This is a genomic window from Homoserinimonas sp. A520 (assembly GCF_054489245.1).
Map to the genome: position 1 here is coordinate 643,103 of NZ_JBTMWX010000001.1, position 25,469 is coordinate 668,571.

Annotated in this window: 26 protein-coding genes and 1 pseudogene; 7 read left to right on the forward strand and 20 right to left on the reverse strand. The window is 64.8% G+C overall.

Annotation, left to right across the window (positions count from 1 at the left end):
- Nucleotides 1–67: 67 nt before the first annotated feature.
- The 8 genes from ACX3PH_RS03305 to ACX3PH_RS03340 form a co-directional block, all read right to left on the reverse strand.
- Complete coding sequence (locus tag ACX3PH_RS03305) at nucleotides 68–448, reverse strand: Fur family transcriptional regulator (protein WP_459089351.1); 381 nt, start codon at nucleotides 446–448, stop codon at nucleotides 68–70.
- Entirely contained in the window at nucleotides 445–1,326 is an 882-nt protein-coding gene (locus ACX3PH_RS03310) for a metal ABC transporter permease (protein WP_459089353.1), read from the reverse strand. The genes ACX3PH_RS03305 and ACX3PH_RS03310 overlap by 4 nt, the downstream gene beginning before the upstream one ends.
- The gene (locus ACX3PH_RS03315) at nucleotides 1,323–2,150 is read right to left on the reverse strand and encodes a metal ABC transporter ATP-binding protein (protein ID WP_459089355.1); all 828 of its coding nucleotides are present in this window, start codon (nucleotides 2,148–2,150) and stop codon (nucleotides 1,323–1,325) included. The genes ACX3PH_RS03310 and ACX3PH_RS03315 overlap by 4 nt, the downstream gene beginning before the upstream one ends.
- A gap of 19 nt (nucleotides 2,151–2,169) precedes the next feature.
- Nucleotides 2,170–3,129: a metal ABC transporter solute-binding protein, Zn/Mn family gene (locus ACX3PH_RS03320; RefSeq protein WP_459089357.1), complete on the reverse strand. Its 960-nt coding sequence runs from the start codon at nucleotides 3,127–3,129 to the stop codon at nucleotides 2,170–2,172.
- 164 nt (nucleotides 3,130–3,293) lie between these two features.
- Nucleotides 3,294–4,604 (reverse strand): dihydrolipoamide acetyltransferase family protein, encoded by a 1,311-nt coding sequence (locus ACX3PH_RS03325; protein ID WP_459089359.1) that lies wholly within the window; start codon nucleotides 4,602–4,604, stop codon nucleotides 3,294–3,296.
- Between the two features lie 12 nt (nucleotides 4,605–4,616).
- A complete protein-coding gene (locus ACX3PH_RS03330) occupies nucleotides 4,617–5,606 on the reverse strand; it encodes an alpha-ketoacid dehydrogenase subunit beta (protein ID WP_459089361.1) in 990 nt (329 codons plus the stop codon).
- Nucleotides 5,603–6,742 (reverse strand): thiamine pyrophosphate-dependent dehydrogenase E1 component subunit alpha, encoded by a 1,140-nt coding sequence (locus ACX3PH_RS03335; RefSeq protein ID WP_459089363.1) that lies wholly within the window; start codon nucleotides 6,740–6,742, stop codon nucleotides 5,603–5,605. Before ACX3PH_RS03335 ends, ACX3PH_RS03330 begins: the two co-directional genes overlap by 4 nt.
- Nucleotides 6,743–6,842: 100 nt before the next feature.
- Nucleotides 6,843–7,940: a histidinol-phosphate transaminase gene (locus ACX3PH_RS03340; RefSeq protein ID WP_459089365.1), complete on the reverse strand. Its 1,098-nt coding sequence runs from the start codon at nucleotides 7,938–7,940 to the stop codon at nucleotides 6,843–6,845.
- Nucleotides 7,941–8,002: 62 nt separating this feature from the next.
- Here ACX3PH_RS03340 and ACX3PH_RS03345 point away from each other — a divergent pair, with 62 nt between their 5' ends.
- Nucleotides 8,003–8,407: a phage holin family protein gene (locus ACX3PH_RS03345; protein WP_459089367.1), complete on the forward strand. Its 405-nt coding sequence runs from the start codon at nucleotides 8,003–8,005 to the stop codon at nucleotides 8,405–8,407.
- A 14-nt stretch (nucleotides 8,408–8,421) separates the two neighbouring features.
- Here ACX3PH_RS03345 and ACX3PH_RS03350 read toward each other — a convergent pair whose 3' ends face one another.
- Nucleotides 8,422–9,831, reverse strand: a complete 1,410-nt coding sequence (locus ACX3PH_RS03350; RefSeq protein ID WP_459089369.1) for a hypothetical protein — start codon at nucleotides 9,829–9,831, stop codon at nucleotides 8,422–8,424.
- Complete coding sequence (locus ACX3PH_RS03355; RefSeq protein ID WP_459089371.1) at nucleotides 9,824–10,075, reverse strand: hypothetical protein; 252 nt, start codon at nucleotides 10,073–10,075, stop codon at nucleotides 9,824–9,826. The genes ACX3PH_RS03350 and ACX3PH_RS03355 overlap by 8 nt, the downstream gene beginning before the upstream one ends.
- Nucleotides 10,076–10,216: 141 nt before the next feature.
- On the opposite strand from ACX3PH_RS03355, the gene ACX3PH_RS03360 reads away from it, so the two are divergent.
- Nucleotides 10,217–10,738, forward strand: a complete 522-nt coding sequence (locus ACX3PH_RS03360) for a low molecular weight protein-tyrosine-phosphatase (protein ID WP_459089373.1) — start codon at nucleotides 10,217–10,219, stop codon at nucleotides 10,736–10,738.
- Complete coding sequence (gene purB / locus ACX3PH_RS03365; protein ID WP_459089375.1) at nucleotides 10,735–12,117, forward strand: adenylosuccinate lyase; 1,383 nt, start codon at nucleotides 10,735–10,737, stop codon at nucleotides 12,115–12,117. The genes ACX3PH_RS03360 and purB overlap by 4 nt, the downstream gene beginning before the upstream one ends.
- A 12-nt stretch (nucleotides 12,118–12,129) precedes the next feature.
- Here the strand turns inward: purB and ACX3PH_RS03370 are convergent, their stop codons facing one another.
- The 3 genes from ACX3PH_RS03370 to ACX3PH_RS03380 form a co-directional block, all read right to left on the reverse strand.
- The gene (locus ACX3PH_RS03370) at nucleotides 12,130–12,399 is read right to left on the reverse strand and encodes a hypothetical protein (protein ID WP_459089377.1); all 270 of its coding nucleotides are present in this window, start codon (nucleotides 12,397–12,399) and stop codon (nucleotides 12,130–12,132) included.
- Nucleotides 12,396–13,049 (reverse strand): DUF308 domain-containing protein, encoded by a 654-nt coding sequence (locus tag ACX3PH_RS03375; protein ID WP_459089379.1) that lies wholly within the window; start codon nucleotides 13,047–13,049, stop codon nucleotides 12,396–12,398. The genes ACX3PH_RS03370 and ACX3PH_RS03375 overlap by 4 nt, the downstream gene beginning before the upstream one ends.
- Nucleotides 13,050–13,198: 149 nt before the next feature.
- Nucleotides 13,199–13,828: a uracil-DNA glycosylase gene (locus tag ACX3PH_RS03380; protein WP_459089381.1), complete on the reverse strand. Its 630-nt coding sequence runs from the start codon at nucleotides 13,826–13,828 to the stop codon at nucleotides 13,199–13,201.
- 226 nt (nucleotides 13,829–14,054) lie between these two features.
- On the opposite strand from ACX3PH_RS03380, the gene ACX3PH_RS03385 reads away from it, so the two are divergent.
- Nucleotides 14,055–14,621 carry a hypothetical protein gene (locus tag ACX3PH_RS03385; protein ID WP_459089383.1) on the forward strand — a complete coding sequence of 189 codons (567 nt, stop codon included), beginning with the start codon at nucleotides 14,055–14,057 and terminating at the stop codon, nucleotides 14,619–14,621.
- A 115-nt stretch (nucleotides 14,622–14,736) separates the two neighbouring features.
- Here the strand turns inward: ACX3PH_RS03385 and ACX3PH_RS03390 are convergent, their stop codons facing one another.
- The 6 genes and pseudogenes from ACX3PH_RS03390 to rpsF form a co-directional block, all read right to left on the reverse strand.
- Nucleotides 14,737–15,399 carry a hypothetical protein gene (locus tag ACX3PH_RS03390; protein WP_459089385.1) on the reverse strand — a complete coding sequence of 221 codons (663 nt, stop codon included), beginning with the start codon at nucleotides 15,397–15,399 and terminating at the stop codon, nucleotides 14,737–14,739.
- Nucleotides 15,400–15,704: 305 nt separating this feature from the next.
- The gene (gene dnaB, locus ACX3PH_RS03395) at nucleotides 15,705–17,078 is read right to left on the reverse strand and encodes a replicative DNA helicase (RefSeq protein ID WP_459089387.1); all 1,374 of its coding nucleotides are present in this window, start codon (nucleotides 17,076–17,078) and stop codon (nucleotides 15,705–15,707) included.
- 529 nt (nucleotides 17,079–17,607) lie between these two features.
- The gene (gene rplI / locus ACX3PH_RS03400; RefSeq protein ID WP_459089389.1) at nucleotides 17,608–18,060 is read right to left on the reverse strand and encodes a 50S ribosomal protein L9; all 453 of its coding nucleotides are present in this window, start codon (nucleotides 18,058–18,060) and stop codon (nucleotides 17,608–17,610) included.
- A gap of 11 nt (nucleotides 18,061–18,071) precedes the next feature.
- A complete protein-coding gene (gene rpsR, locus ACX3PH_RS03405; RefSeq protein WP_141881228.1) occupies nucleotides 18,072–18,335 on the reverse strand; it encodes a 30S ribosomal protein S18 in 264 nt (87 codons plus the stop codon).
- A 29-nt stretch (nucleotides 18,336–18,364) separates the two neighbouring features.
- Nucleotides 18,365–18,859 (reverse strand): single-stranded DNA-binding protein, encoded by a 495-nt coding sequence (locus tag ACX3PH_RS03410; RefSeq protein ID WP_459089391.1) that lies wholly within the window; start codon nucleotides 18,857–18,859, stop codon nucleotides 18,365–18,367.
- 87 nt (nucleotides 18,860–18,946) lie between these two features.
- A pseudogene (rpsF, locus tag ACX3PH_RS03415) lies at nucleotides 18,947–19,309 on the reverse strand (30S ribosomal protein S6); the annotation flags it as partial.
- Between the two features lie 178 nt (nucleotides 19,310–19,487).
- Between rpsF and ACX3PH_RS03420 the strand changes: the two are divergent.
- Entirely contained in the window at nucleotides 19,488–20,558 is a 1,071-nt protein-coding gene (locus ACX3PH_RS03420) for an inositol-3-phosphate synthase (RefSeq protein WP_459089393.1), read from the forward strand.
- Here the strand turns inward: ACX3PH_RS03420 and ACX3PH_RS03425 are convergent.
- Nucleotides 20,551–21,981, reverse strand: a complete 1,431-nt coding sequence (locus ACX3PH_RS03425; RefSeq protein WP_459089395.1) for a CCA tRNA nucleotidyltransferase — start codon at nucleotides 21,979–21,981, stop codon at nucleotides 20,551–20,553. The two genes, ACX3PH_RS03420 and ACX3PH_RS03425, sit on opposite strands and share 8 nt — an antisense overlap.
- Before the next feature lie 106 nt (nucleotides 21,982–22,087).
- Here ACX3PH_RS03425 and ACX3PH_RS03430 point away from each other — a divergent pair, with 106 nt between their 5' ends.
- Both ACX3PH_RS03430 and murJ read left to right on the forward strand, forming a co-directional pair.
- The gene (locus tag ACX3PH_RS03430) at nucleotides 22,088–23,758 is read left to right on the forward strand and encodes a DUF6049 family protein (protein WP_459089397.1); all 1,671 of its coding nucleotides are present in this window, start codon (nucleotides 22,088–22,090) and stop codon (nucleotides 23,756–23,758) included.
- Nucleotides 23,751–25,400 (forward strand): murein biosynthesis integral membrane protein MurJ, encoded by a 1,650-nt coding sequence (murJ, locus tag ACX3PH_RS03435; RefSeq protein ID WP_459089399.1) that lies wholly within the window; start codon nucleotides 23,751–23,753, stop codon nucleotides 25,398–25,400. The genes ACX3PH_RS03430 and murJ overlap by 8 nt, the downstream gene beginning before the upstream one ends.
- The last annotated feature ends 69 nt before the right edge of the window (nucleotides 25,401–25,469 follow it).

Sequence of the window (25,469 nt, forward strand, 5' to 3'; positions counted from 1 at the left end):
CCCGCGCGCGTTTCAGTGACACGCGGCAGCGGATGCCTCGGCGCAGCACCGAAAGGAGCAGCGCGGCTCAGCGGGCGGAGCAGTCGGGGCACAGGCCGAACACGTCGACCACGTGCTCCGGCTCAGTGAACCCGTTCTCGGCGGCGACGGCGCGCGCCCACTGCTCGACGGCATCCGCCTTGATCTCCACGGCCTTGCCGCAGTTGCGGCAGATCAGGTGGTGATGGTGCCCCGAAGTGCAGGCCCGGTACAGGCTCTCACCCTCCTGCTGCAAGGAGTCGGCCAGGCCCTTCGCAGCGAGATCGGCAAGCGCGCGGTACACGGTGGCCAGCCCGATCGGCGAACCGTTCTCCCGCAGTGTCAGGTGCAGTGACTGGGCGCTCACGAAACCGTCCTCGTGCTCGAGGGCTTCGCGGACGGCTTCCCGCTGCCAGGTGTTCCTTTTCATGGGACCACCACCGGAGCCGGCCGCGCGATACGAACCTGGCTTCCCCTGCGGTTCCACTCGATGAGACGGCAGACCAGGTAGATGAGGAACGAGATGGTGGTCACGAACGGGCTGATCGGCAGGCCGCCTCCCAACGAGAGCAGGATGCCGCCGACCACCGAGACGACGGCGAACGTCACACTCAACAGCGGCGTCAACAGCGGCGACGACGTCACCCTCATGGCGGCTGCCGCGGGCGTCACCAGCAGTGCGAGCACCAGGAGAGCGCCGATGATCTGGATCGAGATCGCCGTGGCCAGGCCGAGCAGCACCATGAAAGCCAGCGAGATGGCGGTGACCGGAAGCCCCTTGGCTTGGGCGACATCCGGGTCGATGCTGGAGAACGTCAGCGGGCGCCACATGACCAACAACCCGACGATGACGATCACCGACACGATGACGAGCAGGGTGAGTTGTGGGTTGTCGACCGACACGATCTGCCCGGTCAGCAGCCCGAACTTGTTGGCACTACGACCCTTGTAGAGGGCGAGGAACAGGATGCCGAGGCCCAGCCCGAATGGCATCAGCACGCCGATGATCGAGTTGCGGTCCCTCGCCCTGGCGCCGAGAATCCCGATCAGCAGGGCGGCCAGCAGCGAGCCGACGATCGACCCTGCCACCACATTGACCCCGAAGAGGAGGGCGGCGGCGGCACCGGCGAACGACAGCTCGCTCACCCCGTGAACCGCGAACGGGAGGTCGCGGCTCATCACGAATGGCCCGATCAGGCCGCCGACGACACCGAGGATGGCTCCGGCGATGATCGAGTTGCGCACCAGGTAGAGCAACTCGCCGTAGTTGTCGAAGTTGAAGAGGGTCGACCAGAAATCAGGGCTCACAGCTGCGGCCTCCTCTCGTCGAGGTGGTGCTCGAGATGGTCGTGTACGCCGTAGCCTTCCGGCGCCCCGAGCACTGCGATCCGGCCGCGGCTGCGGATCACCTCGACCGGGGTGTCGTACATGTATGACAGCACCTCGGAGCGCAGCACCTCATCCGGTGTCCCCACCTGGAATCGGCCGCCGGCCAGGTACAGCACGCGGTCCACCATTCCGAGGATCGGGTTGACGTCGTGGGTGACGAAGATCACCGCGGAGCCACGCGCCTTGGCCTGTTCGTCGATCAGCTCGCTGATCACCCTCTGGTGGTGCAGGTCGAGGGAGGAGAGGGGCTCGTCGCACAGCATCAGGGCGGGACTCCCGATAATCGACTGCGCTACGCGAATGCGTTGTTGCTCGCCGCCGGAGAGGATGCCGACCGGAACATCCGCGTAGCTGCTCGCACCGACGGCGTCCAGGACCTCGTCCACCTGTCGTCGTACCGCTCGCGACCAGCGGGGCAGTCCCCACCGGTGCCCGTCGAGCCCGAACGCCACCAGATCGCGCGCACGAACCGGTATGTCGTCGTCGAGAACCTTCTGCTGGGGGATGTAGCCGAGCCGCCGGTGGCCGTTCGAGACCGGCTCGTCGAAGAGGCTTATCGTGCCGGAGGTGAGCCGCTGCTGCCCGAGGATCGTCTTCACCAGGCTCGTCTTGCCTGACCCGTTCGGTCCGAGCACGGCGATGAACTCGCCCGGCCGGATCTCGAGGTTGAGGTTGTTCCAGAGCTCCCGCTCACTGAAGCGAAGGGTGGCGGCGCGGAGCCTGAGTACGGCCTCGCTCACCATGCCCTCCTCCATCCGCTCATTACGGCGTGCCCAGCGCGGACTCCAGCGAGTCGAGGTTGCCGTTCATCCACCCGATGTAGTCGGTGCCCTCCGGCAGCAGCTCGGTCACCGGGATGATGGGCACGCCGGCTCCTTCTGCTTGTGCGAGCAGCGCCTCCGTCTCCGGGCTGGTGGTCTGGTCGTTGTAGACCAGCAGGAGCGCCTCGCCGGTCGAGAACAACTTGAGGGTTTCGTTCAGGGTCGCCGCCGACACTTCGGAACCCCCTTCGATCGCCTCACTGAAGTCGGCCGGGGTGACGTTGTGGAGCCCGGCGGCCTCCAGCAGGTAGAGCGGAACTGGCTCGGTGATGGCAACGCCGGTGCCGTCATGCGCTGAATGAATGGCTGCTGCCCGCTCGCCGAGCGCATCCAGCTCGTCAACCAGCAGGGCGGCGTTCGACTCGTAGCGGTCGGCATTGGCGGGGTCAATCGAAGCCAGGGCGTCCTGGACTGCGATGGCGACTGCCCGAACGGTGGCGAAGTGGTACCAGACGTGCTCGTTGAAGGCGCCATGGCCGTGCCCCTCGTGACCTTCCTCCTCTTCCTCGGCGTGCTCATCGCCGCCCTCGAGTTCGAGGGGGCTGAGCTCTACCGCGCTGAGTACCACCCGGTCCGAGTCGCCGAGGCTGGACAGCAATTGGTCGACGAAGCCGTCGTATCCGCCACCGTTCTCAATGACAATGTCGGCCTTTGAGAGAGTGAGTTGCGTCCGGGCATCCGCTTCGAAGGAATGCGGGTCCTGGGACGGGTCGTCGATGATCGAGGTGACCTCGATCAGGTCACCTCCGATGATCTCGGCGATGTTTCCGTACACATTGGTGGAGGCGACGACGGAGATGGCGCCGTCGTCTGCCGGGGCGGGCTGAGCGGTGCACGCCGCGAGGCTGGCGGCGGTGAGGAGTGCGGTGAGGGCGATGCCCGTCTTCGTGCGAGAGCGCATGGAGTGGGTATTTCTAAGTGAAGGAGTCCTGCTAATGAGACTCGTTATCAATAAGTAAACCATACGCCCGTCGAAGTGCCCATTCCGGCGGATAGTGCCCCGCGGAACAGGCACTATCCGCCGGAACGGGCACTTTCGATGCAGGGGTAAACGACCGGGGGAGCTCAGTCGAGGAGGAGGGCCGGTTCCTCAACGATGCTCGCGACATCCGCCAGGAAGCGGCTCGCGACGTCCCCGTCGACCACCCGGTGGTCGAAGCTCGCGCCGAGCGTCGTCACGTAACGCGCGCGCACCTCGCCGTCGACCACCCACGGCTTCTGCTTGATGGTGCCGAGTGCGACGATCGCCACCTCGCCCGGGTTCAGGATCGGCGTTCCGGTGTCCATGCCGAAGACGCCGATGTTGGTGATGGTGATGGTGCCGTTCGCCATCTCGGCCGGCTGGGTCTTGCCGTCCCGCGCGGTGGTGGTCAGCTGTTCGATCGCCTGGGCGAGCTCCAGAAGGGAGAGGTCGTGCGCATCCTTGATGTTGGGCACGATCAGACCCCGTGGTGTCGCTGCGGCGATCCCCAGGTTCACGAAATGCTTGACGATGATCTCCTCGTCCGTCCACTGCGCGTTGACCGTCGGGTTGCGGCGTACAGCCCAGATAATCGCCTTGGCGATGATGAGCAATGGCGAGACCTTCACACCCGCGAAGTCGGGCGAAGCCTTCAGCCGTTTCACGAACTCCATCGTGCGCGTCGCGTCGACATCAACGAAGACACCGACGTGCGGCGCCGAGAACGCGCTGGACACCATCGCGCTGGCGATGGCCTTGCGCACACCCTTGACCGGAATCCGCTCCTCCCGCTCCGACGCCCACTCCGGCGTCTGCAGGTTGCGGAAGACGCTCACCTGGGAGGCCTGGCGCAGCACGTCGTCCCGGGTGACTTCGCCGATCGGACCGGTGGCGGTGACGGATGCGAGGTCGACTTCGAGGTCTTTGGCCAGTTTGCGAACGGGCGGCTTGGCCAGGACGGTGCCGGATGCCGGTGGCACTGCCGGCCGGACCTCCGGCGCTGCCCTGCGCCCCGTTCGGCGGGAGGAGACGGAACCCTTGAGTCCATAGCCGACCAGTACCGCACCCGGCTGGTCCTCGGATGAGACGCTCGCTGCAGCGTCGGCCACGGTGTCGGCCCCTTCATCCTGCGCGTCCTCGCTGCGCTCGGGCGCTCCTCGACCAGCAGGGCTCGCGCCGGTCGCCACCGCGATGATCGGAGTACCCACCGCGACCGTGACACCCTCCTCCACAAGGATCGCCTCGACCACACCGTCGAACGGCGACGGCAACTCGACCAGCGACTTGGCCGTTTCGATCTCGACGATGACCTGGTTCACCGCCACGGTGTCGCCCACGGCGACCTTCCATGAAACGATCTCAGCCTCGGTGAGGCCTTCACCGGCATCCGGCAGCAGGAATTCTGACGTGGTCATTGTGGTCCTCACTCAGTAGGCCATGGCGCGGTCGACCGCCTCGAGCACCCGGTCGGCGTCGGGCAGGTAGGTGGTCTCCAGCTTGGCTGGCGGGAACGGTGCGTCGAACCCGGTGACGCGGAGCACGGGAGCCTCCAGCGAGTAGAAGGCCCGCTCGGCGACGGTCGCTGCGATCTCCGATGAGACGCTGACGAAGCCGGGCGCCTCGGATGCGACGACCACGCGGCCGGTCTTCTCCACCGAGGAGAGGATCGGCGCGTAGTCGATGGGGGAGAGGGAGCGCAGGTCGACGACCTCGACGCTGGTGCCCTCCGCCTGGGCGATCTCGGCCGCCTGCAGCAGTACCGTGATCATCGCCCCGTGACCGATCAGCGTGACATCCGTTCCGGTCCGAACGACCTTGCTGGAGTGCAGCGGGGTGGTGTTCTCGGACAGGTCGACCGGGCCCTTGTGCCAGTAGCGGCTCTTCGGCTCGAAGAACATCACCGGGTCGTTCGAGGCAATAGCCTCCTGGATCATCCAGTAAGCATCGTGCGGGGTGCTCGGGCTGACCAGGCGAAGGCCCGGAGTGTGGGCGAAATACGCCTCAGGGCTCTCCTGGTGGTGCTCGACCGCACCGATGTGGCCGCCGTATGGCACGCGGATGACGACCGGCATCTGCACCTGGCCCTCATGGCGGTTCGTCATCTTGGCAAGTTGGGTGGTGATCTGGTCGAAGCCAGGGAAGATGAACCCGTCGAACTGGATCTCGCAGACCGGCCGGTAGCCGCGCATGGCCAGGCCGATGGCGGTGCCGATGATGCCGGACTCGGCCAGCGGAGTGTCGATGACCCGCTTGCCGAACTCCGCCTGCAGGTTCTCGGTGACGCGGAACACCCCGCCGAGCGGACCGATGTCCTCGCCCATCAGCAGGACCTTCGGGTCGTCGGCGAGCGCCTTGCGCAGGCCCGCGTTCAGCGCCTTCGCCAGTGGCAGCTCGACAGTGTCGGTTGTCACGCTCATGCGGCACCCCCGAACGTCGACTCGTAGCCGGCCAGCCACTGTTTCTGCTCGGCCATCACGGGGTGCGGCTCGGAGTAGACGTGGTCGAAGATCTTGTCAGTGCTCGGGCTTTCCAGCGCGTGGGTGCGGTGGCGGATGTCTGCAGCCAGGTCTTCGGCCTCGGCCGCAACCTCGGCGAAGAACTGGTCTCCCTCGCCCTTCGACCGCAACCACGCCTCGTACCGCGTGATCGGGTCGCGAGCGACCCAGGACTGGAGTTCGGCATCCGTGCGGTACTTGGTCGGGTCGTCCGATGAGGTATGAGCGCCGATGCGGTAGGTGAGCGCTTCGATGAAGCGTGGGCCGAGGCCACCGCGGGCGTCGTCGAGGTTCTTCGCGGTGACGGCGTAGCTGGCCAGCACGTCGTTGCCGTCGATCTGGACTCCTGGGATCCCGAAGCCGGCTGGCCGCTGCACCAGCGGGGTGCGCGACTGCACACTCACCGGCACCGAGATCGCCCATTGGTTGTTCTGCAGGAAGAACACCTGCGGGGTCTGGTAACTGGCGGCGAACACGAGCGCTTCGCTGACATCGCCCTGCGAGGTGGACCCGTCACCGAAGTAGACCATGACGGCTTCATCGACCTCGGGGTCGCCGGTCGCGCACTTGCCGTCGAAGGCGATACCCATGGCATACCCGGTCGCATGCAGGGTGTGCGAGCCGATCACGAGCGTGTACAGGTGGAAATTGCCGGTCTCTGCCGGGTTCCAGCCCCCGTGGGTGTTGCCCCTCAGCAGCTCGACGACGCGCAGCGGGTCGAGACCGCGAACCATGCCGACGGCGTGCTCCCGATAGGCGGGGAACAGGTGGTCCTGCGAGCGCGCCGCGTGGGCCGAGCCCACCTGGGCGGCCTCCTGGCCGACGCTTGGCACCCACAGACCCATCTCGCCCTGCTTCTGCAGATTGGCTGCTTCGACGTCGAAGCGGCGGGTGATCACCATGTCCCGGTGGAAGCGCTTCAGCTGGGCATCCGTCAGCTGCTCGATGTAGCGCAGGTATTCCGCGGCGACGCCGTCAGTGGTGAGAACGCCCTGGGCATCCAGCAACCGCACCGTATCGACAGCACCCTGATCGCTGGTGTTCAGGCCCTCTTCCACGCGTGCCTCGCCGTCCTGTCGAATCGTCGGTGCGGGAACCGGCGATTATCGGCGGGGCGCTGCCCGCCGCGAAACCAAGTTTCTAATCTAATGCGGGTAGCTAGGCGCCCGATGGGAGCTTCTCGACAACCTCTGCCGCAGCCTCTAGGAGCTTGTCCACAGACTCGGGTTCACCGATGGAGATGCGGATGCCGTCGCCGAGGGCTCGACCGACGATGCCATGATCGACGAAGGTGTCGGATGCTTCGGTCGTGAATTCGCCGGTGGGGAACCAGACGAAGTTGCCCTGAGGGCGGGGGATCTCCCAGCCCTGCTCGAGGAGCGAGGCCCAGGTGCTGTCGCGTTGTTCGACGATCGCCGCCACCTGGTCCAGCAGTTCCTGCTCGTGGTCGAGCGCGGCCATCGCCGCCCGCTGGGCAGGCTCGGTGACCGAGAGCGGGATCGCCGTGTTGCGGGCCGCGTCCAGGATGTATGGTGCACCGAGGGCGAACCCGATGCGCAGGCCGGCCAGCCCGTACGCCTTCGAGAAGGTGCGCAATACGACGAGATTCGGATGCTCGGCCAGCTCTTCCCTCCCGCGCACGGCATTGCCGTCGGTGACGAACTCGGCGTAGGCCTCATCGAGGACCACCAATACGGTGCGCGGCACTTCGGCCATGAAGCGGGCGAACTCGTCCCGGGTGACGATCGTGCTGGTCGGGTTGTTGGGGGTGCAGACGATGATGGCGCGAGTCTTGTCGGTGACCGCTGCTGCCATGGCCGGCAGGTCGTGACGGTGGTCCGGCAGGTTCGGCACCTGCACGCTGGTGGCACCGGCTACCGTGACCAGTCCGGGGTATGCCTCGAAGGAGCGCCAGGCGTAGACGATCTCGTCACCAGGGCCGGCAACCGCCTGCACCAGCTGGGCAAGGATCGACACCGAACCGGCACCGGTGTGCACCGATTCGACCGGAAGTTGGTAACGGTCAGCCAACCGGGCGCGCAAGACTGCCGCCGAAGCATCCGGGTACCTATTGGTCGTCGCCTGGGCGATGGCGTCGGTCACGGCCTTGATCGGAGGGAACGGGTTCTCGTTCGATGACAATTTGAACGAGTCCGCCGGAGCCGGCTTGCCCTGGCGATACGCGGCCGTCGCAACGATCTCGGGGCGCAACCGCACAGTGGTCGATGCTTCGGGGGAGGGGTCGGGAGTGGTCACCACTTCACCTTAAGCGATGGTGGCGATTGCCCGTCATCCCGGGTGACTGCAATAGTTGGGGAATGACACGTTTCCTGGTGCGCCTCCTGATCAATGCGCTGGCCCTCTGGATCACCACCATGCTGGTCGCCGGGGTGAGCGTCGTGGCCTACGAGCCGGACGACACCACCGCGAAGGTGCTGACCTTCCTGCTGGTCGCCGGCATCTTCGGGATCGTCAATGGGGTGATCGGCAACTTCATCCGTATCGTCGCGTTCCCCATCTACATCCTGACCCTGGGCCTCATCGCGCTGGTGGTGAACTCGCTCCTCCTGCTGCTGGTGGCGTGGATCTCCGACCTGATCGGATTCGGCCTTCAAGTTGACGGCTTCTGGTGGGGCGTGCTCGGAGCGGTGGTGCTCGCGCTGTTGAGCTGGCTGATCAGCATCGTGCTGCGCCCGGTGCTCGGCAAGAACGCCCGCCGCTAGCCTCCCGACATCCGCTATCCCGTCACGCGCCGAGCCAGGTATCGCGTGGTTGTCACCGTTTCGGCGCCAGCACCAAGGTTGTTGAGGCGCTCCAGGATCGGCCCGGACCGCCCGTCATCACTCCCGTCGAGCATCGCCGCCGTCTGCCGGTAGCGGGTCAATTCATGCGCAGGAAGCACGGTCGCGCTCGGCACCGCTTCGCCGGCGAAAACCTGCCGTCGTACCAGCACAGCGTCAGGAGCCGACCGGTTTCCCCCGAGCGCGGGCACCAGGTCGTCGGTGTGCTCGATCGCCAGCCACGGAACACCCTCCGGCACCAGCCGTTGGCTGACCACACCACCAACCGTGAACAAGCCCTGGGCGTTGTAGTCACCGGACGAGGCCAGGGCGGATGCGACCAGCCCGCCCTGTGAGTGGCCGGCGAACTGGACCGGCGAATCCGCTTCGATACCGGCCAGCCGCATGGCCTCCTCCACCGCCCGGTAGGAACCGGCGTCTCCCATCGACAAGGCGTTCACATTGCTGGTCATGTCCCACGGCTCTTTGCCGGCGACCAGGCTGAGGTCTTTGGTCCCTCCGATGTAGACCTCGAAGCGGTCAGGTTGTCCATCGGTGTGGAAAAGGTCGATACGGACCTGTGAATCACCCTGCGGGATGCGCCTCGCCCGTTCCTCGAAGGTGGTGGCTGGCGTGTCGACGGCACGCGTCGACACGCGGTTCACCCGCACCGGCGTCTCGGCGAGCGCTCCGTATGGCCTCACAGCGGCGGCGAGAAGCCCGGCCGAGGTGGTGAGCCCGAGGAGTCCCAGCCCCTCGTCTCCAAGGAGCGCAAGAAGCTGCGGGCTCACTCGCGCGACGCCGCCACCGAAGTCATCGGCGCTCATCACTCCAAGCCGAACCAGGGTGACCAGCCCGGGGTTGGTGAGGACCTCGTTCTGGTCGGCGAGCCAGCGATGCAGTGACTCCCGTTTCTCCCCCGGCATCATGGCATAGGCGAGGGCGCCCGACGCCGCGCTCGAGGCGAGCGTCGGTCCGAACAGGAACGCCAGCCAGGGGAAGGCGAATCCGAGCACGTACGCGAACTTCGCGGCGAGCGCCTGACTGAGACCCTGCAATGTGCGTTCCACCAGGCCGTAAGCCTCAGCGGATGCCCCCAGCGCCTGGACCACGGCCCGCGCCGTGCTGCCGGCCACCCTCAATGCGGTCACGGCGTCGTCGATGCGGGCCTCTGCGGCGAAGGCCCGGTATTTCGCATTCCAGGCGCGAAGCTCGGCGCCACTGATGCCGCGGTCGATTGATTCGAGTCGTGCCAGGCAGTCATCGAGTTCGATGATCACGGTATGCAGGTCCCTGGCCTGCTCGAAGAGCCCTGCCGTCGCCACCGCTGTCGAGCCGCCGCCCGAAACGGTGAGCCCATCATCCACAGGATTCCTCGGTGGTGATCGCACTCAAGGTGTCACGGAGTGCGCCGTTCAGGTGCACCTCTGCGACCCAAAGCTCAACGTGAAGCGCACCGATGGCCGCGTCATACGCTGCGCTGGCAGGGCCGACCCACCCGACGGTGTCACCCAGCGCTGCCACCCGCCTGGATGCGCGCGCGAATACCGCGATCACTCCTCTCAACCGGTGCTCCTGCTCTCGCAGGTTTCGATTCAGCTCCTCGTCCAATGCCCTCCTTCCACCACCGCCATGGTGGTCGGCACTCAGCCCACAGGCCGGAGCGCAACGGAAACCCGTAATGGACAACCTCACATGGCCGCGGGGGAGGAGGAGACTGCGCATCACCGCCATCTGCGAGACAATGACGACATGAGCTTCGACCGCATCTTCGACGTGTCGGCGCTCTTCCGCATCTGTTTCGTCTGCACCGGCAACATCTGCCGCTCACCGATGGCCGAAGCCGTGTTCACTGAAGAGGTCCGGAACGCCGGCTACGCGGGCACGGTTGCCGTCACCTCCGCCGGCACCGGTGACTGGCACGTGGGCGAGCAGTCCGACTACCGAACCCTCGCGACCCTGGCGGAGCACGGTTACGATGGTTCACGGCATCGGGCGAAGCAGTTCGAGTCCAGCTGGTTCGAGAGCCTCGACCTGGTGGTGGTCTTCGACCGCAGCCAGGAACGCATCCTGAAGTCCTGGGCCGGTAGTGACGCCGACCGGGGCAAGGTGCAATTGCTGCTCGGCTTCGACTCAGAGCAGTCCCCAATCGACATCCCGGATCCCTACTATTCGGATGCTGCACTGTTCGACACGGTGCTGCGTTCGATCAAGCAAGCCAGTGCGGCGCTGTTCCGCCAGATAGAGCCGGGCATCCGGCGAGGAGTCTCATGAGCCACCTGCCCATCCAACCTCTCAGTCCCCTCGACGGACGCTACCGGGCAGCTGTCTCCGAACTGGGGGAGCACCTCTCCGAGGCCGGACTGAACCGCGCGCGGGTACACGTCGAGGTGGAGTGGCTCATCTACCTCACCGACCATGGACTGTTCGGGTCCACGCCGCTGACGGATGCCGACAAAGGCGCCCTGCGCGCCGTGGTCACCGAGTTCGGTCAGGCAGAAATCGACCAGCTCGCGTCGCTGGAGGCCACCACCCGCCACGACGTGAAGGCGGTGGAGTACCTGGTTCGCGGCAAGCTCGCCGAGCTCGGCCTCGAGTCGATCGCCGAACTCACCCACTTCGCCTGCACCAGTGAAGACGTGAACAACCTGTCGTACGCGATCACCATCGGCGACGCCATGACGCAGGTCTGGCTGCCGAAGGTGCGCGGTGTGGTTGCTGCCCTGCGTGAGCGGGCCACTGCACACCGCGACGAACCGATGCTTGCCCACACCCACGGCCAGCCGGCCACGCCAACCACCGTGGGTAAAGAGTTCGCGGTCGTCGTCTACCGCCTGGAGCGAATCATCAAGCAGGTCGAGGCCACCGAGTACCTCGGCAAGTTCAGCGGCGCCACCGGCACGTTCTCGGCCCACGTCGCAGCCGATCCCAGCCAGGACTGGCCGGCCATCTCGAAAGAGTTCGTCACCTCGCTCGGCCTGGTCTGGAATCCGCTCACCACCCAGATCGAGTCCCACGACTGGCAGGCCGAGCTCTACCAGCGGGTAGGCCACGTGAACCGCATCCTGCACAACCTGTGCACGGATGTCTGGACCTACATCTCGATCGGCTACTTCACCCAGATTCCTCAGGCCGGAGCCACCGGCTCATCCACCATGCCGCACAAGATCAACCCGATCCGGTTCGAGAATGCCGAGGCGAACCTCGAGTTGTCCTGCGCGTTGCTCGATTCCCTCGCCCAGACCCTGGTCACCAGTCGCCTCCAGCGGGACCTCACCGACTCCACCACCCAGCGCAACGTTGGCGTCGCGCTCGGGCACTCCCTTCTGGCTCTCGACAACATCCATCGCGGGCTCGGCGAGATCGCCGTCGACCCGGCCAGGCTTGGCGCAGACCTCGATGCGAACTGGGAGATCCTCGGCGAGGCGATCCAGACGGTGATTCGCGCCGAGGTGGCCGCCGGTCGCAGCACGATCGCCGACCCATACGCCCTGCTCAAGGAGCTCACCCGCGGCAAGAAGGTCGGCGCGGCAGAGCTGCTCGAGTTCGTCGAAGGCCTCGACGTCTCACCTGAGGCGAAGGCGCGACTGTCCGCTCTCACCCCTCGGGGTTATGTCGGTCTGGCCAGTGACTTGGTGGACTACCTGGGGTAGGGAACCCGAGCGTCAGGCGTCTTTGCGACCACGTGGTTGCCGGAGGACTCCGCGGTTCTGTTCTTCGAGGTCTTGCTCCTCGGCCTGGTCGGGCTTGATCGCCATGACCAGCAGGGCGATGGTCATCAGGGTCAGGATGAAGATGATCCCGAAGAAGATCAGCGCCAATACCAGGTCGCGGGTGGACATGAGCGTGACCAGCCCGCCGAACAGGGCGATGATCGCGGAGAGTCCGATCAGTTCTGCCGGACGGAACCTGTCCCGTCTGGTCGGTTCGGTCATGGTGACACCTTTCGTTCGACTGGGCCAGGTCCTTCGACTGGGCCGGGCTCGCCTTGCTTATCGGCGGCCCACTTCAACGAGAGCCCGCCGATCAGCAGGAACACCCCGAGGATGATCACGTAGGCACCGATGAGGCCGGTGGCCAGAATGGAGTCCGGCGGAATGAGCACGAAGACGATGGCGGCGACAGCGGTGTACGCCCCGACCGAGACCCAATCCCGGGCGGCTGCGGCGCCGCGAGCACGAAGACCGGCGTACAGCTCGAGAGCTCCGGTCAGCGCCGCATAGACGGTGACGACGAACAGGAGCACGCCGATTCCGCTGTCCCACAGTGCCACCGCTGCCGCTCCGGAAATCAGCGCGATGGACGCCTGGGCGATGAACACCCCGCGCGCGACTGGATCGGTGATGGTTTTCAGGCTGCCAGCGAGGAGCACGACACCGCTGATGAATGCGAAAACGCCGAATCCGATGAGACCGATGCGCGGCGAGTGGTCTTCCGTAAAGGTGATGATCAACCCGACGAGCACTGCGGGGATGGCGCGAAGCACCGGTACCAGCCAGTAGGCGCTGGTGGTGGCGACTCCCGCATCCGGCGTCGTCAGTCCGCCGTAGGGGCGCTGCTGTGCTGAGCGCTGGGGTGTCGACACGGTGCCTCTTTCTGACCTGATCCCTGCCAGTTTAGCTGCGCGCTGGTGTCTGTCGGTCTGCCAACTAGATTGTCCGCCTGAGGCACATCCGGCGCTTTCCGCCAGCAGTTTGTCCCGCAACTCCGCCAAATAGATTGTCCGTCCGCGCGCTACAGGTTCCAGAGTGCGCCTACAGTCGCGAGGCCGGATCTGAACTCTGGGGCACCTCCATTTGCAGGGTGTCGAATGGCAACTGCGGGACCGGTGGCGGATGCGTCGCCTGCTCCGGGCAGCTTGAACCCGAGGAGTTTCTCGACGCTCCTTCGTGCAGGGTTGCCAACACAGATAATTCGTCGACCGGCCACTGCCAGCCGAAGCGGGGCCAGCCCCGAGTCCAACTCCTCGTCGGTCGGCGTCCTGTTGGTCCGGGGCGCACCCGCATCGTGCGGGTGGAGGGGAAACGCATTCCACAGAAGCGTGCGGTCCGCGATCCCGAGGCTCGAGAGCATGCCGTGCACGATAGTGGCGCTTCCCTCGGTGGATACTCCCTCGAGTCCGACCGTCTTGGCGGACGTGAAAGGCACTCCCGACTGGCGCGCACCCTTCCACCCCGGGGCTTCGCCGACGATGACGATGTCTCCGCCGCTCACGCGACCAAGGTGCGAGAGAAGGCGATCGCACCGCTCGGCGGCACTCGTGCGGAAGCCGCCTTCCTTGTCGCTGTCGGCAAGGTAGAAGTTCATCGCCAGCGCGGTCGACGGAATTGCCAACACCGAATCAAGCAAACCGCCTGCCGTCACTCCGACCCTCCTCGAAGAACCCACCCTCGCCGACTCAGCGTATCGAACACCACCGACGACGCCGCGAGCCAGCCAGTGATGGAATCTATCCCTTGACACCAGCTGCCCGGCTGTTTCAGCCTGTGGCGCGGTCATCGTCGTCGAGGCAGCTCCACGGCAAACCACGGGAGTCAGGCGAGAAGTCAGCCCTGTACGGAGGTGGGTGTCTATATGGGATGGTTGCCTGATGCGATTCGATGAGGTGTTGCCGCTAGAGGAGGCTCCGTCGGTTCTACAGGAAGTTCTCGAACTCGTTTCTATCCAACGCTTCCACGCTCGTGGCTTCATTCAAGGTTCTGATCGAGGACAGCAGTTCCATCTCGAGGTCGACAAGCCGGCACAGAAGTGGTTCATAGCCTTCGAGAACGGTGAAACGCAGGAGTTCTCAGATGGGACCACGATGCTCGGTGGCGGCCCGCTGATCCACAACACCACATTCAGCGAACCTGTGCCGATGCCTGCCGCGCTGGCATTTCCCGAAAAGCTGATGCTCTGGGGGCAAAGGGCAAATAGTGCTCGGCCCATGCTCGCGCAGAACATCGGTGCGCGCTCGATCCTCATCACGTTCGAGCACCAGGCTGACGCCTCCTTGCGCAGCACTCTTGTCATCAACCGTGACCTCGGGCTGATCGAACGGGTCATCCAGTTCGGCTTGCCTCAGGTGGTCTTGGTCGACGTGATTCCCGGCGAACCGTTCGAACGGCACATTCCTTCCGTCTGGCCAAAACCCGAGGTCATCTACCCGGAGTACTAGGCACGACTATGCAATACGTGGGTATTCTCCGTAGTCAGGTGATGTTGCGTTTCAACATTTGGGATTCGAGACACAGAGGTTACGAGACAGTGCCGATCTAACCGATGCTGTCCCGTCAAAACTCTTCGTTGGTGACCGCATCTGAGGGGCTGATGGGGTACGCATCAAGATTGGGATCCTCGAGGATCGTTTGCGCCGTGCTCTGGGTGCATCCGACGAAGAGGCTTCGCGCGTAGATGTCCTGACCGACGAACCAGCGCAGATCCGAAGGCCACCAGTACATCGGCACACGCCCAGTCGCCGTGGTCGGCAAGCGTAGAGCGCGATGCTCATCGACCAAACTGCCGGAGTAGAGCACCATCTCGCGTTGGTACGGGGAGAACATCACGGCCGGTCCCTGTATTTCCCCGGCATACCCGGCCCAGGACGCGAAGTAGTGGGTGCTCTGATCCGGTTTGAGTGCTTCGATGAGTCGCTTTGCGAGGCTGACGGGTGGATTGCCCATATCGGGTTCCCGCCAGCCGTCGGGAAGCACAACACCGTCAACGGCCGCGAACTCAGGCCACTGCATCCATGCCCGAGGCTCGATTCCGTTCCTGGCCACGACCTCCGTCCAGGAGGCGGTGGAGCCGTCTGAAAGCTCGATCGGATTGAGAATACGCACATACGATTCGTAGCCGGGTGGAATCACCGACGTCACGCTGTCTCCCGCCGCGTCGAGCAGCTTGGCGACGCCCTCGGCCGGACGCAAGTCATCTTCATGACGCAATGGGCGCATGGACGAAGACTACTGAGGCCCGATGGTCGAATCTAGAGGCGCCTCATCCCCCGCGATATGGCCCTACGAGGATCAGTACTGCACGTCATAGGTGAGCAGTTTGGCCATGAACACATACGGGCAGGACCTCGTGTCCACTCACCCGCAGCTCGATGTCTTCGACCATGCGTCCCACATTCCTCGGGAACGAGATGTCTCACGTTGGCAAAGCCACAAGATCTTCCGCCACTCGATCTGTCTCAAGAGCGAGAAAAGACAGAAATCGTGGCGGGGAGACAAATATAGATGGCGGTCGACAGTGTCCCTTAGCCGGGTGCCATATCGGTGAAGCGGGAGAAATGCCCCTGGAAGGCGACCGTCACGGTTCGGGTCGGCCCGTTGCGGTGCTTGGCGACGATGAGGTCGGCCTCGCCCGCCCGCGGGTTGTCTTTCTCGTAGGCGCTCTCGCGGTGCAGGAGCACCACCATGTCGGCGTCCTGCTCAAGTGACCCGGATTCACGCAGGTCGGAGAGGGCAGGCATCTTGTCCTGGCGTTGCTCGGGTCCACGGTTCAGCTGGGAGAGCGCGATGACCGGAACCTGAAGCTCCTTGGCAAGCAGCTTCAGCGCACGGGAGAACTCGCTGACCTCCTGCTGGCGGGACTCCACACGTTTGCCGGAGGTCATCAACTGCAGGTAGTCGATGATGACCATTTTCAGGCCGACCTTCTGCTTGAGCCTGCGGCACTTCGCCCTGATCTCGACCAGGGTCATGTTGGGGCTGTCGTCGATGTAGAGGGGGGCGTCGTTGATGCGGCCGCGGGTGGAGGCGATGGTGGTCCAGTCGCGAGTATCGACCGTTCCCTTCCGCATGCTTTGGAGCGGAACGGATGCCTCCGCCGACAGCAGTCGCATCGCGATCTCGGAGCGGCCCATCTCCAGCGAGAAGAAGATCGACGGCATGTCGTGCTTGATCGATGCAGCGCGAGCGAAGTCGAGCGCCAGGGTCGACTTTCCGAGCGCCGGCCGGGCGGCGATGATGATGAGCTGGCCGGGGTGCAGTCCGTTGGTGAGCTCGTCGAGTTCGGCAAAGCCGGTCGGCACTCCGGTCATCGAACCGTCGCGGCCCTTGGCAGCCTCGATTTCGTCGATCGCGGTGGTGACGGCAACGGTGAGCGGGATGAAGTCTTCGGCTTCGACGCCGCCGGTGACCCCGTAGATCTCAGCCTGGGCATTGTTGACCAGGTCGACGACCTCGCCCTCACTGGCGTAGCCCATCTGCACGATGCGGGTCCCGGCCTCGACCAGTCTCCGCAGCACCGCCTTCTCGGCGACAATGCTCGCGTAGTAACCGGCATTCGCCGCCGTGGGTACCAGCCCGGTGAGGGTGTGGAGGTATTCCGCCCCGCCGGCCCTGGTGAGCTCGCCGGTCTTGGTGAGCTCGTCGGTGACGGCGATGACGTCCGTCGGCTCGCCGTGGGAGTACAGCGAGAGGATGGCATCGAAGATGATCTCGTGCTTCGGGATGTAGAAGTCGATGGCGCGCACCGACTCGATCACGTCTGCCGTGGCGTCCTTGCTGAGCATCATTCCGCCGATGGCGCTCTGCTCGGCGAGAAGGTCATGCGGTGGCGTGCGGTCAGACGGATGGCCCGAACCACGCGAGTCCTGCCCGGCGATTCCAAGGTGCGCTATCGACACTGACGCGCCTCCTGTTCTGTCTCCAGCGTTCCGGATGTCGGATGGCTGCATGACCTGTTAACTACTTGTAACGCGTGCCTCGGACATTTCGCGCAGGCATACCGGTGGTGGTGGAATCGGCCTGTGCGACCGAGGTTCGGATACCCGCGACTGCGCCTGTTTCAGACTCACGAATCACGTGCTGCTACACCTTAGGAAGTGTGGAGAGCGGTCCTCAACTCACCCTGTGGATAAGACTGTGGATTGTTTGCGCGAAACGCCGACGCCGGTGTGGGGAAGCTGTGGACAAGCCTGTGGGCAACCTTGGTCTTTTCGCAAGTATTGCGCTCCTGACCAGCATTTTCGTCATTCACACCTTGTGTGTAGAAACATGTTTAGAGTTCGGGTTGAGGGTTGGTACCTGAAAATTCCCTCTGTGCACAAATGAGCCATGAAGCCGGCCGGGAATCCTTGACAAGCGGGGTTAAATACCGATAGCGGCGAGTAAAAAACTCGCCGCTATCGTGGGTGCGCTGAGCGCATCCGGATGCTACTTGGCCGCGACCACCTGAACGGTGATGGTGGCGATGAGGTCGTCGCGCAGGCGGACGGTTGCCTCGTGGTCACCGACGACCTTGATCGGGGAAGAGATCTCGATCTTGCGCTTGTCGAGCGAGCCGAGGCCGGCAGCAGACACCGCGTCAGCGATGTCTGCGGTCTTGACGGAGCCGAAGAGGCGACCCTCCTTGCCCGCCTTGATGGCGAGCTTGACCTTGGTCGCTTCGAGCTTCGCCTTCAGGTCCTTGGCTTCCTCGATCGTCGCGTGCTCACGGGCGGCGCGGGCAGCCTTGATCTGATCGATCTGCTTCTCGCCGCCGCGGCTCCATGAAACCGCGAAGCCCTTCGGGATGAGGTAGTTGCGGGCGAACCCGTTCTTGACCTCGACGACATCACCTGGTGCGCCGAGGCCGGTGACCTCGTGCGTCAGAATCAACTTGGACATGTGCGTGGCTCCTAACGGCCTGAGCCGGCGTAGGGAAGCAATGCCATCTCGCGAGCGTTCTTGACTGCACGCGCAATGAGACGCTGCTCCTGAACGGAGACACCGGTGATACGGCGGGCGCGGATCTTTCCACGCTCGGAAATGAACTTGCGGAGGGTGGCGACATCCTTGTAGTCGATGACGCCGACGCGAATGGACTTCGCTGGGGCGGCGTTCTTGCCGCCCTTCATGTTGCGGAGTGGCTTGCGGCGGTCGCCGCTGCTCTTTCCAGCCATTGTTTGTTCCTTAGTTGTGTGAAGTCGGTTTAGAAGGGGGTCTCATCGCTGTGGCTGCCCGGAGTGTTCCAGACGTCGCCACCACCGGATGAGGCAGCGGGAGCGGATGCCGCCCACGGCTCGTCCGCGGACTGGCTGCGGTTTCCGCCGCCACCGTCGCGCGAGGTGCGGGTGATCTGAGCCGTCGCGTAACGCAGCGACGGGCCGACCTCGTCTACCTCGAGCTCGATGCTGGTGCGCTTCTCGCCCTCTTTGGTCTCGTACGAGCGCTGCTTGAGCCGCCCGGTCGCGATGACCCGCGAGCCCTTCGTGAGTGAGCCGGCCACCTGCTCTGCGAACTCGCGCCAGACGCTGGCCCGGAGGAACAGCGTGTCGCCGTCCTTCCAGTCGTTGCTCGCCTTGTCGAAGTTGCGGGGGGTGGACGCGATGGTGAAGTTGGCAACAGCGAGACCGTTCTGCGTGTACCGCAGTTCCGGGTCAGCGGTGAGGTTGCCCACCACGGTGATTACCGTTTCGCCGGCCATGGCTTACTCCGCGCTCACGGCTGCGTCGTCGGCCGGTGCCTTTTCGGCTGCAGCCGGCGAAGCGGCGTCGGCTGGTGCCTTCGCTGCGGCCTTCGGGGTGGCTGCGGCCTTGCGGGCCGCCTTCTCCGCCGACAGCTTCGCAGCTTCGGCAACCTGGGCGATGGCATCCTCGGCGCGCAGCACCTTGGTGCGCATGACGGCTTCACTGAGCTTCAGCTGGCGGTCGAGCTCGACCGTTGCCTCGGCGTTCGCCGTCATGTCGACGACGGCGTAAATGCCCTCGGTCTTCTTGTTGATCTCGTAGGCCAGGCGGCGCTTGCCCCAGATGTCGACCTTGTCGATGGTTCCACCATCGTTTCGGATCACATTCAGGAACTTGTCCAGGCTGGGAGCTACGGTGCGCTCATCGATCTCTGGATCGAGAATTACCATTAGTTCGTACTGATGCATAACTAACCCACCTCCTTTGGACTAAAACGGCCACAGACGGTCTGTGACAGGAGGGTTTTGGCATCCGTTGCCTGGAGGTGCATCAGATCAACGCACGCAGACAACCTGCCTAGTGTAGTCAGCGACTGCTGTCTTAATCAAACAATCAGGCCAGTTCTAATCAAGGAGCACTATCCCCATGACCCTTCGGGTTGCCATTGCCGGTGTCGGAAATTGCGCCAACGCGCTCATTCAGGGGGTCACTTTTTATCGTGACGCCGCAGACGACGAGTCCATTCCGGGGTTGATGCACACCCGTTTCGGCCCGTACGCCGTGCGTGACATCGAGTTCGTCGCCGCGTTCGATGTTGATGCCGCCAAGGTCGGGTCCGAGTTGGCGGATGCGATGTGGGCCAGTGAGAACAAGACGTTCCGGTTCGCGGAGGTCTCCTCGACCGGCGTTCGAGTGCAGCGGGGTCCGACCCTTGACGGACTGGGGGAGTACTACCGCGAAATCGTCGAGGAGTCGGATGTGCCGGTGGTCGATGTCGCGCAGGCGCTCCGCGACTCCGGCGTCGACGTTCTCGTCTGCTACCTGCCTGTCGGCTCAGAGGAGGCGACCAAGCACTACGCCCAGGCGGCGCTGGATGCCGGTGTCGCCTTCGTGAATGCGCTTCCGGTTTTCATCGCCAGCGATCCGGTCTGGGCCCAGAAGTTCGTCGATGCCGGTGTGCCGATCGTCGGCGACGACATCAAGAGCCAACTCGGGGCGACCATCACCCACCGCGTCCTGGCCCGCCTGTTCGAGGAGCGGGGGCTCGTGCTCGACCGCACCTACCAGCTGAACGTCGGCGGCAATATGGACTTCAAGAACATGCTCGAGCGCAAGCGCCTCGAGTCGAAGAAGATCTCGAAGACCCAAGCGGTGACGAGCAACATCAGCACGAAACTCGACCCGCGGAATGTGCACGTCGGTCCGAGCGACCATGTGCCGTGGTTGGATGACCGCAAACTCGCGTTCGTGCGCCTGGAGGGTCACGGGTTCGGCAATGCCCCCACCTCGCTCGAGTACAAGCTCGAGGTGTGGGACTCGCCCAACTCCGCCGGCGTGGTGATCGACGCCATCCGTGCGGCCAAGATGGCCCTCGACGCCGGTATCGGCGGACCCCTGGAGGCGGCATCCGCCTACTTCATGAAGTCGCCGGCGATTCAGCACCCCGACCCGGTGGCCCGCGAACTGCTGGAGCACTTCATCCGCGACCTCAGCTAACGCGCGCTTCCCACCACTGACGCAGGCGGCGGGTGGCCTCCTCCTCACCGAGCGGGCCCTCATCGAGCCGCAGGTCCAGCAGGAACCTGTAGGCCTCACCCACCTCCCGGCTCGGCTTCAGATCGAGCAGTTGCATGATCTGCTCCCCATCGAGGTCTGGTCGCACCGCCGCGATGCCCTCAGCCTCGGCCAGCTCGGCGATGCGCTGCTCCAGGTCGTCGTACGCGAAACCCAGCCGGTCGGCCTTGCGCCGGTTGCGGGTGGTGACATCCGCCCGCGTGAGAATGTGCAGCCGGCTGAGCAGGTGGTCGGCGTCACGCACATAGCGGCGCACGGCTGAATCCGTCCAGGCACCCTCGGTGTACCCGAAAAAGCGCAGATGCAGCTCGATCAGGCGGGAGACATCGGTGATCGTCTCCTTGTCGAAGCGCAGCGCCCGCAGTCGCTTCCTGGCCAGCTTCGCCCCGACGACATCGTGGTGATGGAAGGTGACGACGCCCGGCCCCTCCGTGCGCTTGGTCGACGGCTTGCCGATGTCGTGCAGCAGGGCGGCCAGGCGCAGGATGAGGTCGGGTTCCTGATCGGGGAACCTTTCCTTCTCCAGGCTGATCGCCTGCCCCAGCACGGTGAGGCTGTGCTGGTAGACGTCCTTGTGATGGTGGTGCTCGTCGATCTCCAGGCGCAGGGCAGGGACCTCAGGCAGCACCAGGTCGGCGATGCCGGTCTCGACCAGCAACTCGATCCCAGCACGGGGGGAATCGGTTTTCAGGAGCTTGGAGAGTTCGTCGCTGACCCGCTCGACGGAGATGATCGCCATCCGGTCGGCGAGCGCCACCATGGCGCCCTGAACAGCGCCGTCGACGGTGAAGCCGAGTTGCGACGTGAAGCGGGCCGCCCGCATCATCCGCAGCGGGTCGTCGCCGAATGACACCTCGGGTGCTGCCGGAGTGGCCAGTCGCCCGGCGATCAGGTCTTCGACACCGCCGGAAGGGTCGACCAGTGTGCGCTCCGGAAGCCGGAGTGCCATGGCGTTGACGGTGAAGTCGCGTCGCACCAGGTCGCCCTCGAGCGTGTCCCCGAACTCCACTACCGGCTTGCGGGACTCACCGTCGTAGGCATCCGTTCGGTAGGTGGTGATCTCCATGGTGTGGCCGTCGATGCGGGCGCCGATGGTGCCGAAAGCGCGGCCGACATCCCACTGCACGGACGAGATGGGAACGACGAGCTCGAGAATCTGGTCGGGGGTGGCGTTGGTGGTGAAATCGAGGTCGTTGACCGGGCGGTTCAGGAAGGCGTCGCGAACCGGACCACCGACCAGAGCGAGCTCGAATCCCGCCGCGTCGAAGGCTGCTGCCAGGCGGGCGACATGCGGGGACTCGGCGAGGGTGGCCAGTCGCTCAAGGGCGGATGCGACGTTGTCCATGGCATCAAGACTAGGCGCCGTGCTCGTCCCGTCGGGTTCTCCCAGCGCCAGCCGAATAGACTCGGTTCATGCTGGCTGACCGGACTGCTTCGGCTGGTGGACGCCCATGAGACTCGTTTCAGCCTTTGTCGCCCTGGCCCTTGCGCTCGGAGGCATCCCTGCTGCTGCGGGAGTCGCCTCCGCCGCCGATGTGCTGCCGACCCGTCTCGCGCTGGCCATGCCGCTGACCGTTCCGCCGGAATCCACTGGGCTGATCTCCGCCGAAGACCTCGAGAGCTACACGTCACCGGTTGGCATCCTCACCCGGAAACTCAATGCCGTGGAGGGTCAGCAGGTCGCGATCGGTATCGACCCGATGATCATCGCGTCCATCCGCATCCTCGGCAACACCGCCCCAGAGTCGGCCATCGACTGGCTGGATCGGTTGGAGGAGATCGGCAACGAGACCTTCGCGCTCAGCTACGCCGACTCCGATCTCGCAGCACTCAGCCAGGCGGGCAGTGGTGGCGTACTCGCACCCACCTCGTACGTCATCGACCCAACGCGGTATCCGGTTGAACCCGCCGAGCCACAGGAGACGTCACCACCCGGCCCGACCACTGCGCCAGTGGCCCCCGCAGTCCCCACCCTGGAAACGATCACCGACTGGCCGTACACGATCGAGAACCTGTTGTGGCCGAGGCGAAACACCGTCACCGCGGCAGACCTGGCTACTTTCAACGCCGCTGCCCCAGTCACCACCATCCTCGGATCAGGCAATGTCACCGCGGCGCCGAGTGCATCCGCTGCCGTCGGTGAGGCTGCGGTGCTGGTCTCGGACGAGATCATCTCCGGCCTGCTGAACGAGGCAGTGAATGCGCTCACTCCGGTCGACTGGCAGGCGGCCATCGACCGGCTTGCTGCCGAACTGGCGAGCAAGCCCGGCAACACCACCATCCTCGCCACCTTCGACCGCACTTCCCGTGACAGTGTCGGTCGCCTGGCCGAAACGGTTGCTGCCGCGACGCAGTTGGCCGGCATTCAGCCGGTCGGGCTCGCCGCGGCAGCAGCTGAGACTCCCGTAGGAGTGCGGGTGGCGGATGCGCCGGTCGACCCCGACCGGATCAGCAGGGTGCGCCTGATGCTCGCTGCCGAGGCGCGGATCGTGCCGTTCTCCACAGTGATGGCCGACCCGACATTGCTCACCGGGGAGCGACGCCTCTCCCTGCTCGCCCTGTCGTCGAACTCCTGGGTCGACCCGACGACCGTGTGGATCAGGACCGTCGACGAGTGGCTGGAACAATCCACCGCCATCCTGAACTCGGTACAGATCGCGGAGAGCAGCACGCTGAACTTCATCCAGGACAAGGGAAACCTCCCCATCGCGGTAAGCAACCAGCTCGAATATCCGGTCACGGTTTACGTTTCCGTACGGTCGGCAACCGGAATCCTGGTCGTCGTGAACAGCCGGGTTCCGGTCGAGATCGAGGCCGGCTCGCAGGCTCGGGCTGCCATTCCGGTGCAGTCGATCGCGAATGGGCAGGCTTCGCTGCAGGTGTCCCTCTCGAGCGCGGCAAGCGTGCCGATCGGCACCCCGAAGACCATCACGGCGAATGTTGCGGCCGGCTGGGAGACCACCGTCACCTGGGTGATGGCCGTACTGCTGGTCCTCTTGTTCATTGCCGGCATCGTGCGCACCGTGCTCAAGCGACGTAAGGCGCAGAGCGGCGAAGCGGATGCGGGCCAGGAGCAAGGCCCGGATCGGGAGCACGGACCGGCGCAGGAGCACGGTGAGTAGCGCCGAGGCCGCGCCAGGCGGCATCGGACGCGCCAGCGCGTGGCTGGCCTCCGGAACCCTGGTCTCCCGTCTGCTCGGGTTCGTCAAGGCGGCCGTGTTGGCACACACCATCGGCTTCCTCGCCGCCGGCGACGCCTTCACCATCGGCAATCAGCTGCCCAACCTGATTTACGAATTGGTGGCGGGGGGCATCCTCAGCGCCGTGCTGATTCCCCAGATCGTGAGGGCCGGCCTTCACGATGATGGCGGTCAGCGCTTCATCAACAAGCTGGTCACGGTGGGCATCGTGGTCTTCGTCGTCATCACCGCGATCGCGACACTCGCCGCGCCCTGGCTCGTCGACCTTTTCACGCAGTCCACCGTCGACGGAAAGGGAGCGGGCTTCACCCCGGAGGGGCTCGCCCTCGCCACCGCTTTCGCGTATTGGTGCCTCCCGCAGATCCTCTTCTATGCGATCTACAGCCTGCTCGGTGAGGTGCTGAACGCGCGCAAGGTCTTCGGCCCGTTCACCTGGGCCCCGGTGCTCAACAACGTGGTGGCGATCGCCGGCCTGATCGTATTCATGGGGCTCTTCGGAGACGCATCCGCCAACTCATCGCCGGATGTCTGGACACCGGCAATGATCGCGTTGTTGGCGGGAAGCTCGACGCTCGGAATCGCAGCTCAAGCCGGTGTACTGGCCTTCTTCTGGCGCCGCACCAGCCTGCGATTCCGTCCGGACTTCCGCTGGGCGGGCGTGGGGCTGGGCAGCACCGCGAAGGCCGCCGGCTGGTTGTTCGCCATGGTCCTGGTCAGCCAGCTCGCCGGGATCGTGCAAATCAATGTCGTGAGCCTCGCCACAGGAACCGGAACGTCGAACTTCGCGATCGCCACCGCTTGGCTGATCTTCATGGTTCCGTTCTCGGTCATCGCCGTGTCGATCATGACCGTGTACTTCACCCGGATGAGTGGACACGCGACCACCGGGAACTACGACGGCGTGCGTTCGGACCTGTCATCATCGATTCGCGCCATCGGAGTCATCCTGGTCTTCGCCATGGTGGCGATGATCGTGGCCGCCTACCCACTCAGCCGCATCTTCACCTCCAACCCCGACGTGATTATCGGCATGGGGAACCTGGTGATCGCGTTCGCCCTCGGCACGGTGCCGTTCAGCATGGTGTTCGTCCTTCAACGGACGTTCTATGCGCTCGAAGACACGCGAACAGTGTTCTTCATCGTCTTCGCCAAGTCCACGGTGTTCGTCGGTGGTCTCCTGTTGGTCGCGCTGCTGCCCGTGGAACAGATCGGCGTCGGCGTTGCCCTGCTGACCTCGGCGATCGCCTTCATCTATTTCGGGCTGGCCTTCATCGTGCTGCGCAGGCGGCTGGGAAACCTCGACGGGCGCCTGCTCCTCTGGCGGCACACTCAATACCTGGCGGCCGGCGTTGTGGCCGGTGCGGTCGGTTTCGGCATCCTGTTCCTGCTCGGCGGATACCATCCGGCCGGGTTCGCGCTGTCGAACTGGGTGACCGCCTTGGTCGCGATCGTCATTGTCGGTGCGGTCATGGCCCCGGTATACGTCGCGGTGCTGCTCACCATGCGAAACCCGGAACTGCGCACCCTCTCCATGACCATCCGCTCGCGTTTCGGTAGGGGCTGATAGGAATAGACGGCGAATAGTATTGGTTGTACCCGGCAACAGCAGCCTTCGACGCTGCCCCCGGCCATC

Excerpts from the sequence above, each read along its gene's own strand:
- ACX3PH_RS03410 (WP_459089391.1), bottom strand. The coding sequence starts at position 18,859 with ATGGCCGGCGAAACGGTAATCACCGTGGTGGGCAACCTCACCGCTGAC.
- ACX3PH_RS03305 (WP_459089351.1), bottom strand. The coding sequence starts at position 448 with ATGAAAAGGAACACCTGGCAGCGGGAAGCCGTCCGCGAAGCCCTCGAG.
- rplI (WP_459089389.1), bottom strand. The coding sequence starts at position 18,060 with ATGTCCAAGTTGATTCTGACGCACGAGGTCACCGGCCTCGGCGCACCA.
- purB (WP_459089375.1), top strand. The coding sequence starts at position 10,735 with ATGAGCCACCTGCCCATCCAACCTCTCAGTCCCCTCGACGGACGCTAC.
- ACX3PH_RS03345 (WP_459089367.1), top strand. The coding sequence starts at position 8,003 with ATGACACGTTTCCTGGTGCGCCTCCTGATCAATGCGCTGGCCCTCTGG.
- ACX3PH_RS03370 (WP_459089377.1), bottom strand. The coding sequence starts at position 12,399 with ATGACCGAACCGACCAGACGGGACAGGTTCCGTCCGGCAGAACTGATC.
- ACX3PH_RS03390 (WP_459089385.1), bottom strand. The coding sequence starts at position 15,399 with ATGCGCCCATTGCGTCATGAAGATGACTTGCGTCCGGCCGAGGGCGTC.
- ACX3PH_RS03420 (WP_459089393.1), top strand. The coding sequence starts at position 19,488 with ATGACCCTTCGGGTTGCCATTGCCGGTGTCGGAAATTGCGCCAACGCG.
- ACX3PH_RS03360 (WP_459089373.1), top strand. The coding sequence starts at position 10,217 with ATGAGCTTCGACCGCATCTTCGACGTGTCGGCGCTCTTCCGCATCTGT.
- ACX3PH_RS03425 (WP_459089395.1), bottom strand. The coding sequence starts at position 21,981 with ATGGACAACGTCGCATCCGCCCTTGAGCGACTGGCCACCCTCGCCGAG.
- ACX3PH_RS03320 (WP_459089357.1), bottom strand. The coding sequence starts at position 3,129 with ATGCGCTCTCGCACGAAGACGGGCATCGCCCTCACCGCACTCCTCACC.
- ACX3PH_RS03385 (WP_459089383.1), top strand. The coding sequence starts at position 14,055 with ATGCGATTCGATGAGGTGTTGCCGCTAGAGGAGGCTCCGTCGGTTCTA.
- ACX3PH_RS03315 (WP_459089355.1), bottom strand. The coding sequence starts at position 2,150 with ATGGTGAGCGAGGCCGTACTCAGGCTCCGCGCCGCCACCCTTCGCTTC.
- ACX3PH_RS03330 (WP_459089361.1), bottom strand. The coding sequence starts at position 5,606 with ATGAGCGTGACAACCGACACTGTCGAGCTGCCACTGGCGAAGGCGCTG.
- ACX3PH_RS03430 (WP_459089397.1), top strand. The coding sequence starts at position 22,088 with ATGAGACTCGTTTCAGCCTTTGTCGCCCTGGCCCTTGCGCTCGGAGGC.
- ACX3PH_RS03325 (WP_459089359.1), bottom strand. The coding sequence starts at position 4,604 with ATGACCACGTCAGAATTCCTGCTGCCGGATGCCGGTGAAGGCCTCACC.
- rpsR (WP_141881228.1), bottom strand. The coding sequence starts at position 18,335 with ATGGCTGGAAAGAGCAGCGGCGACCGCCGCAAGCCACTCCGCAACATG.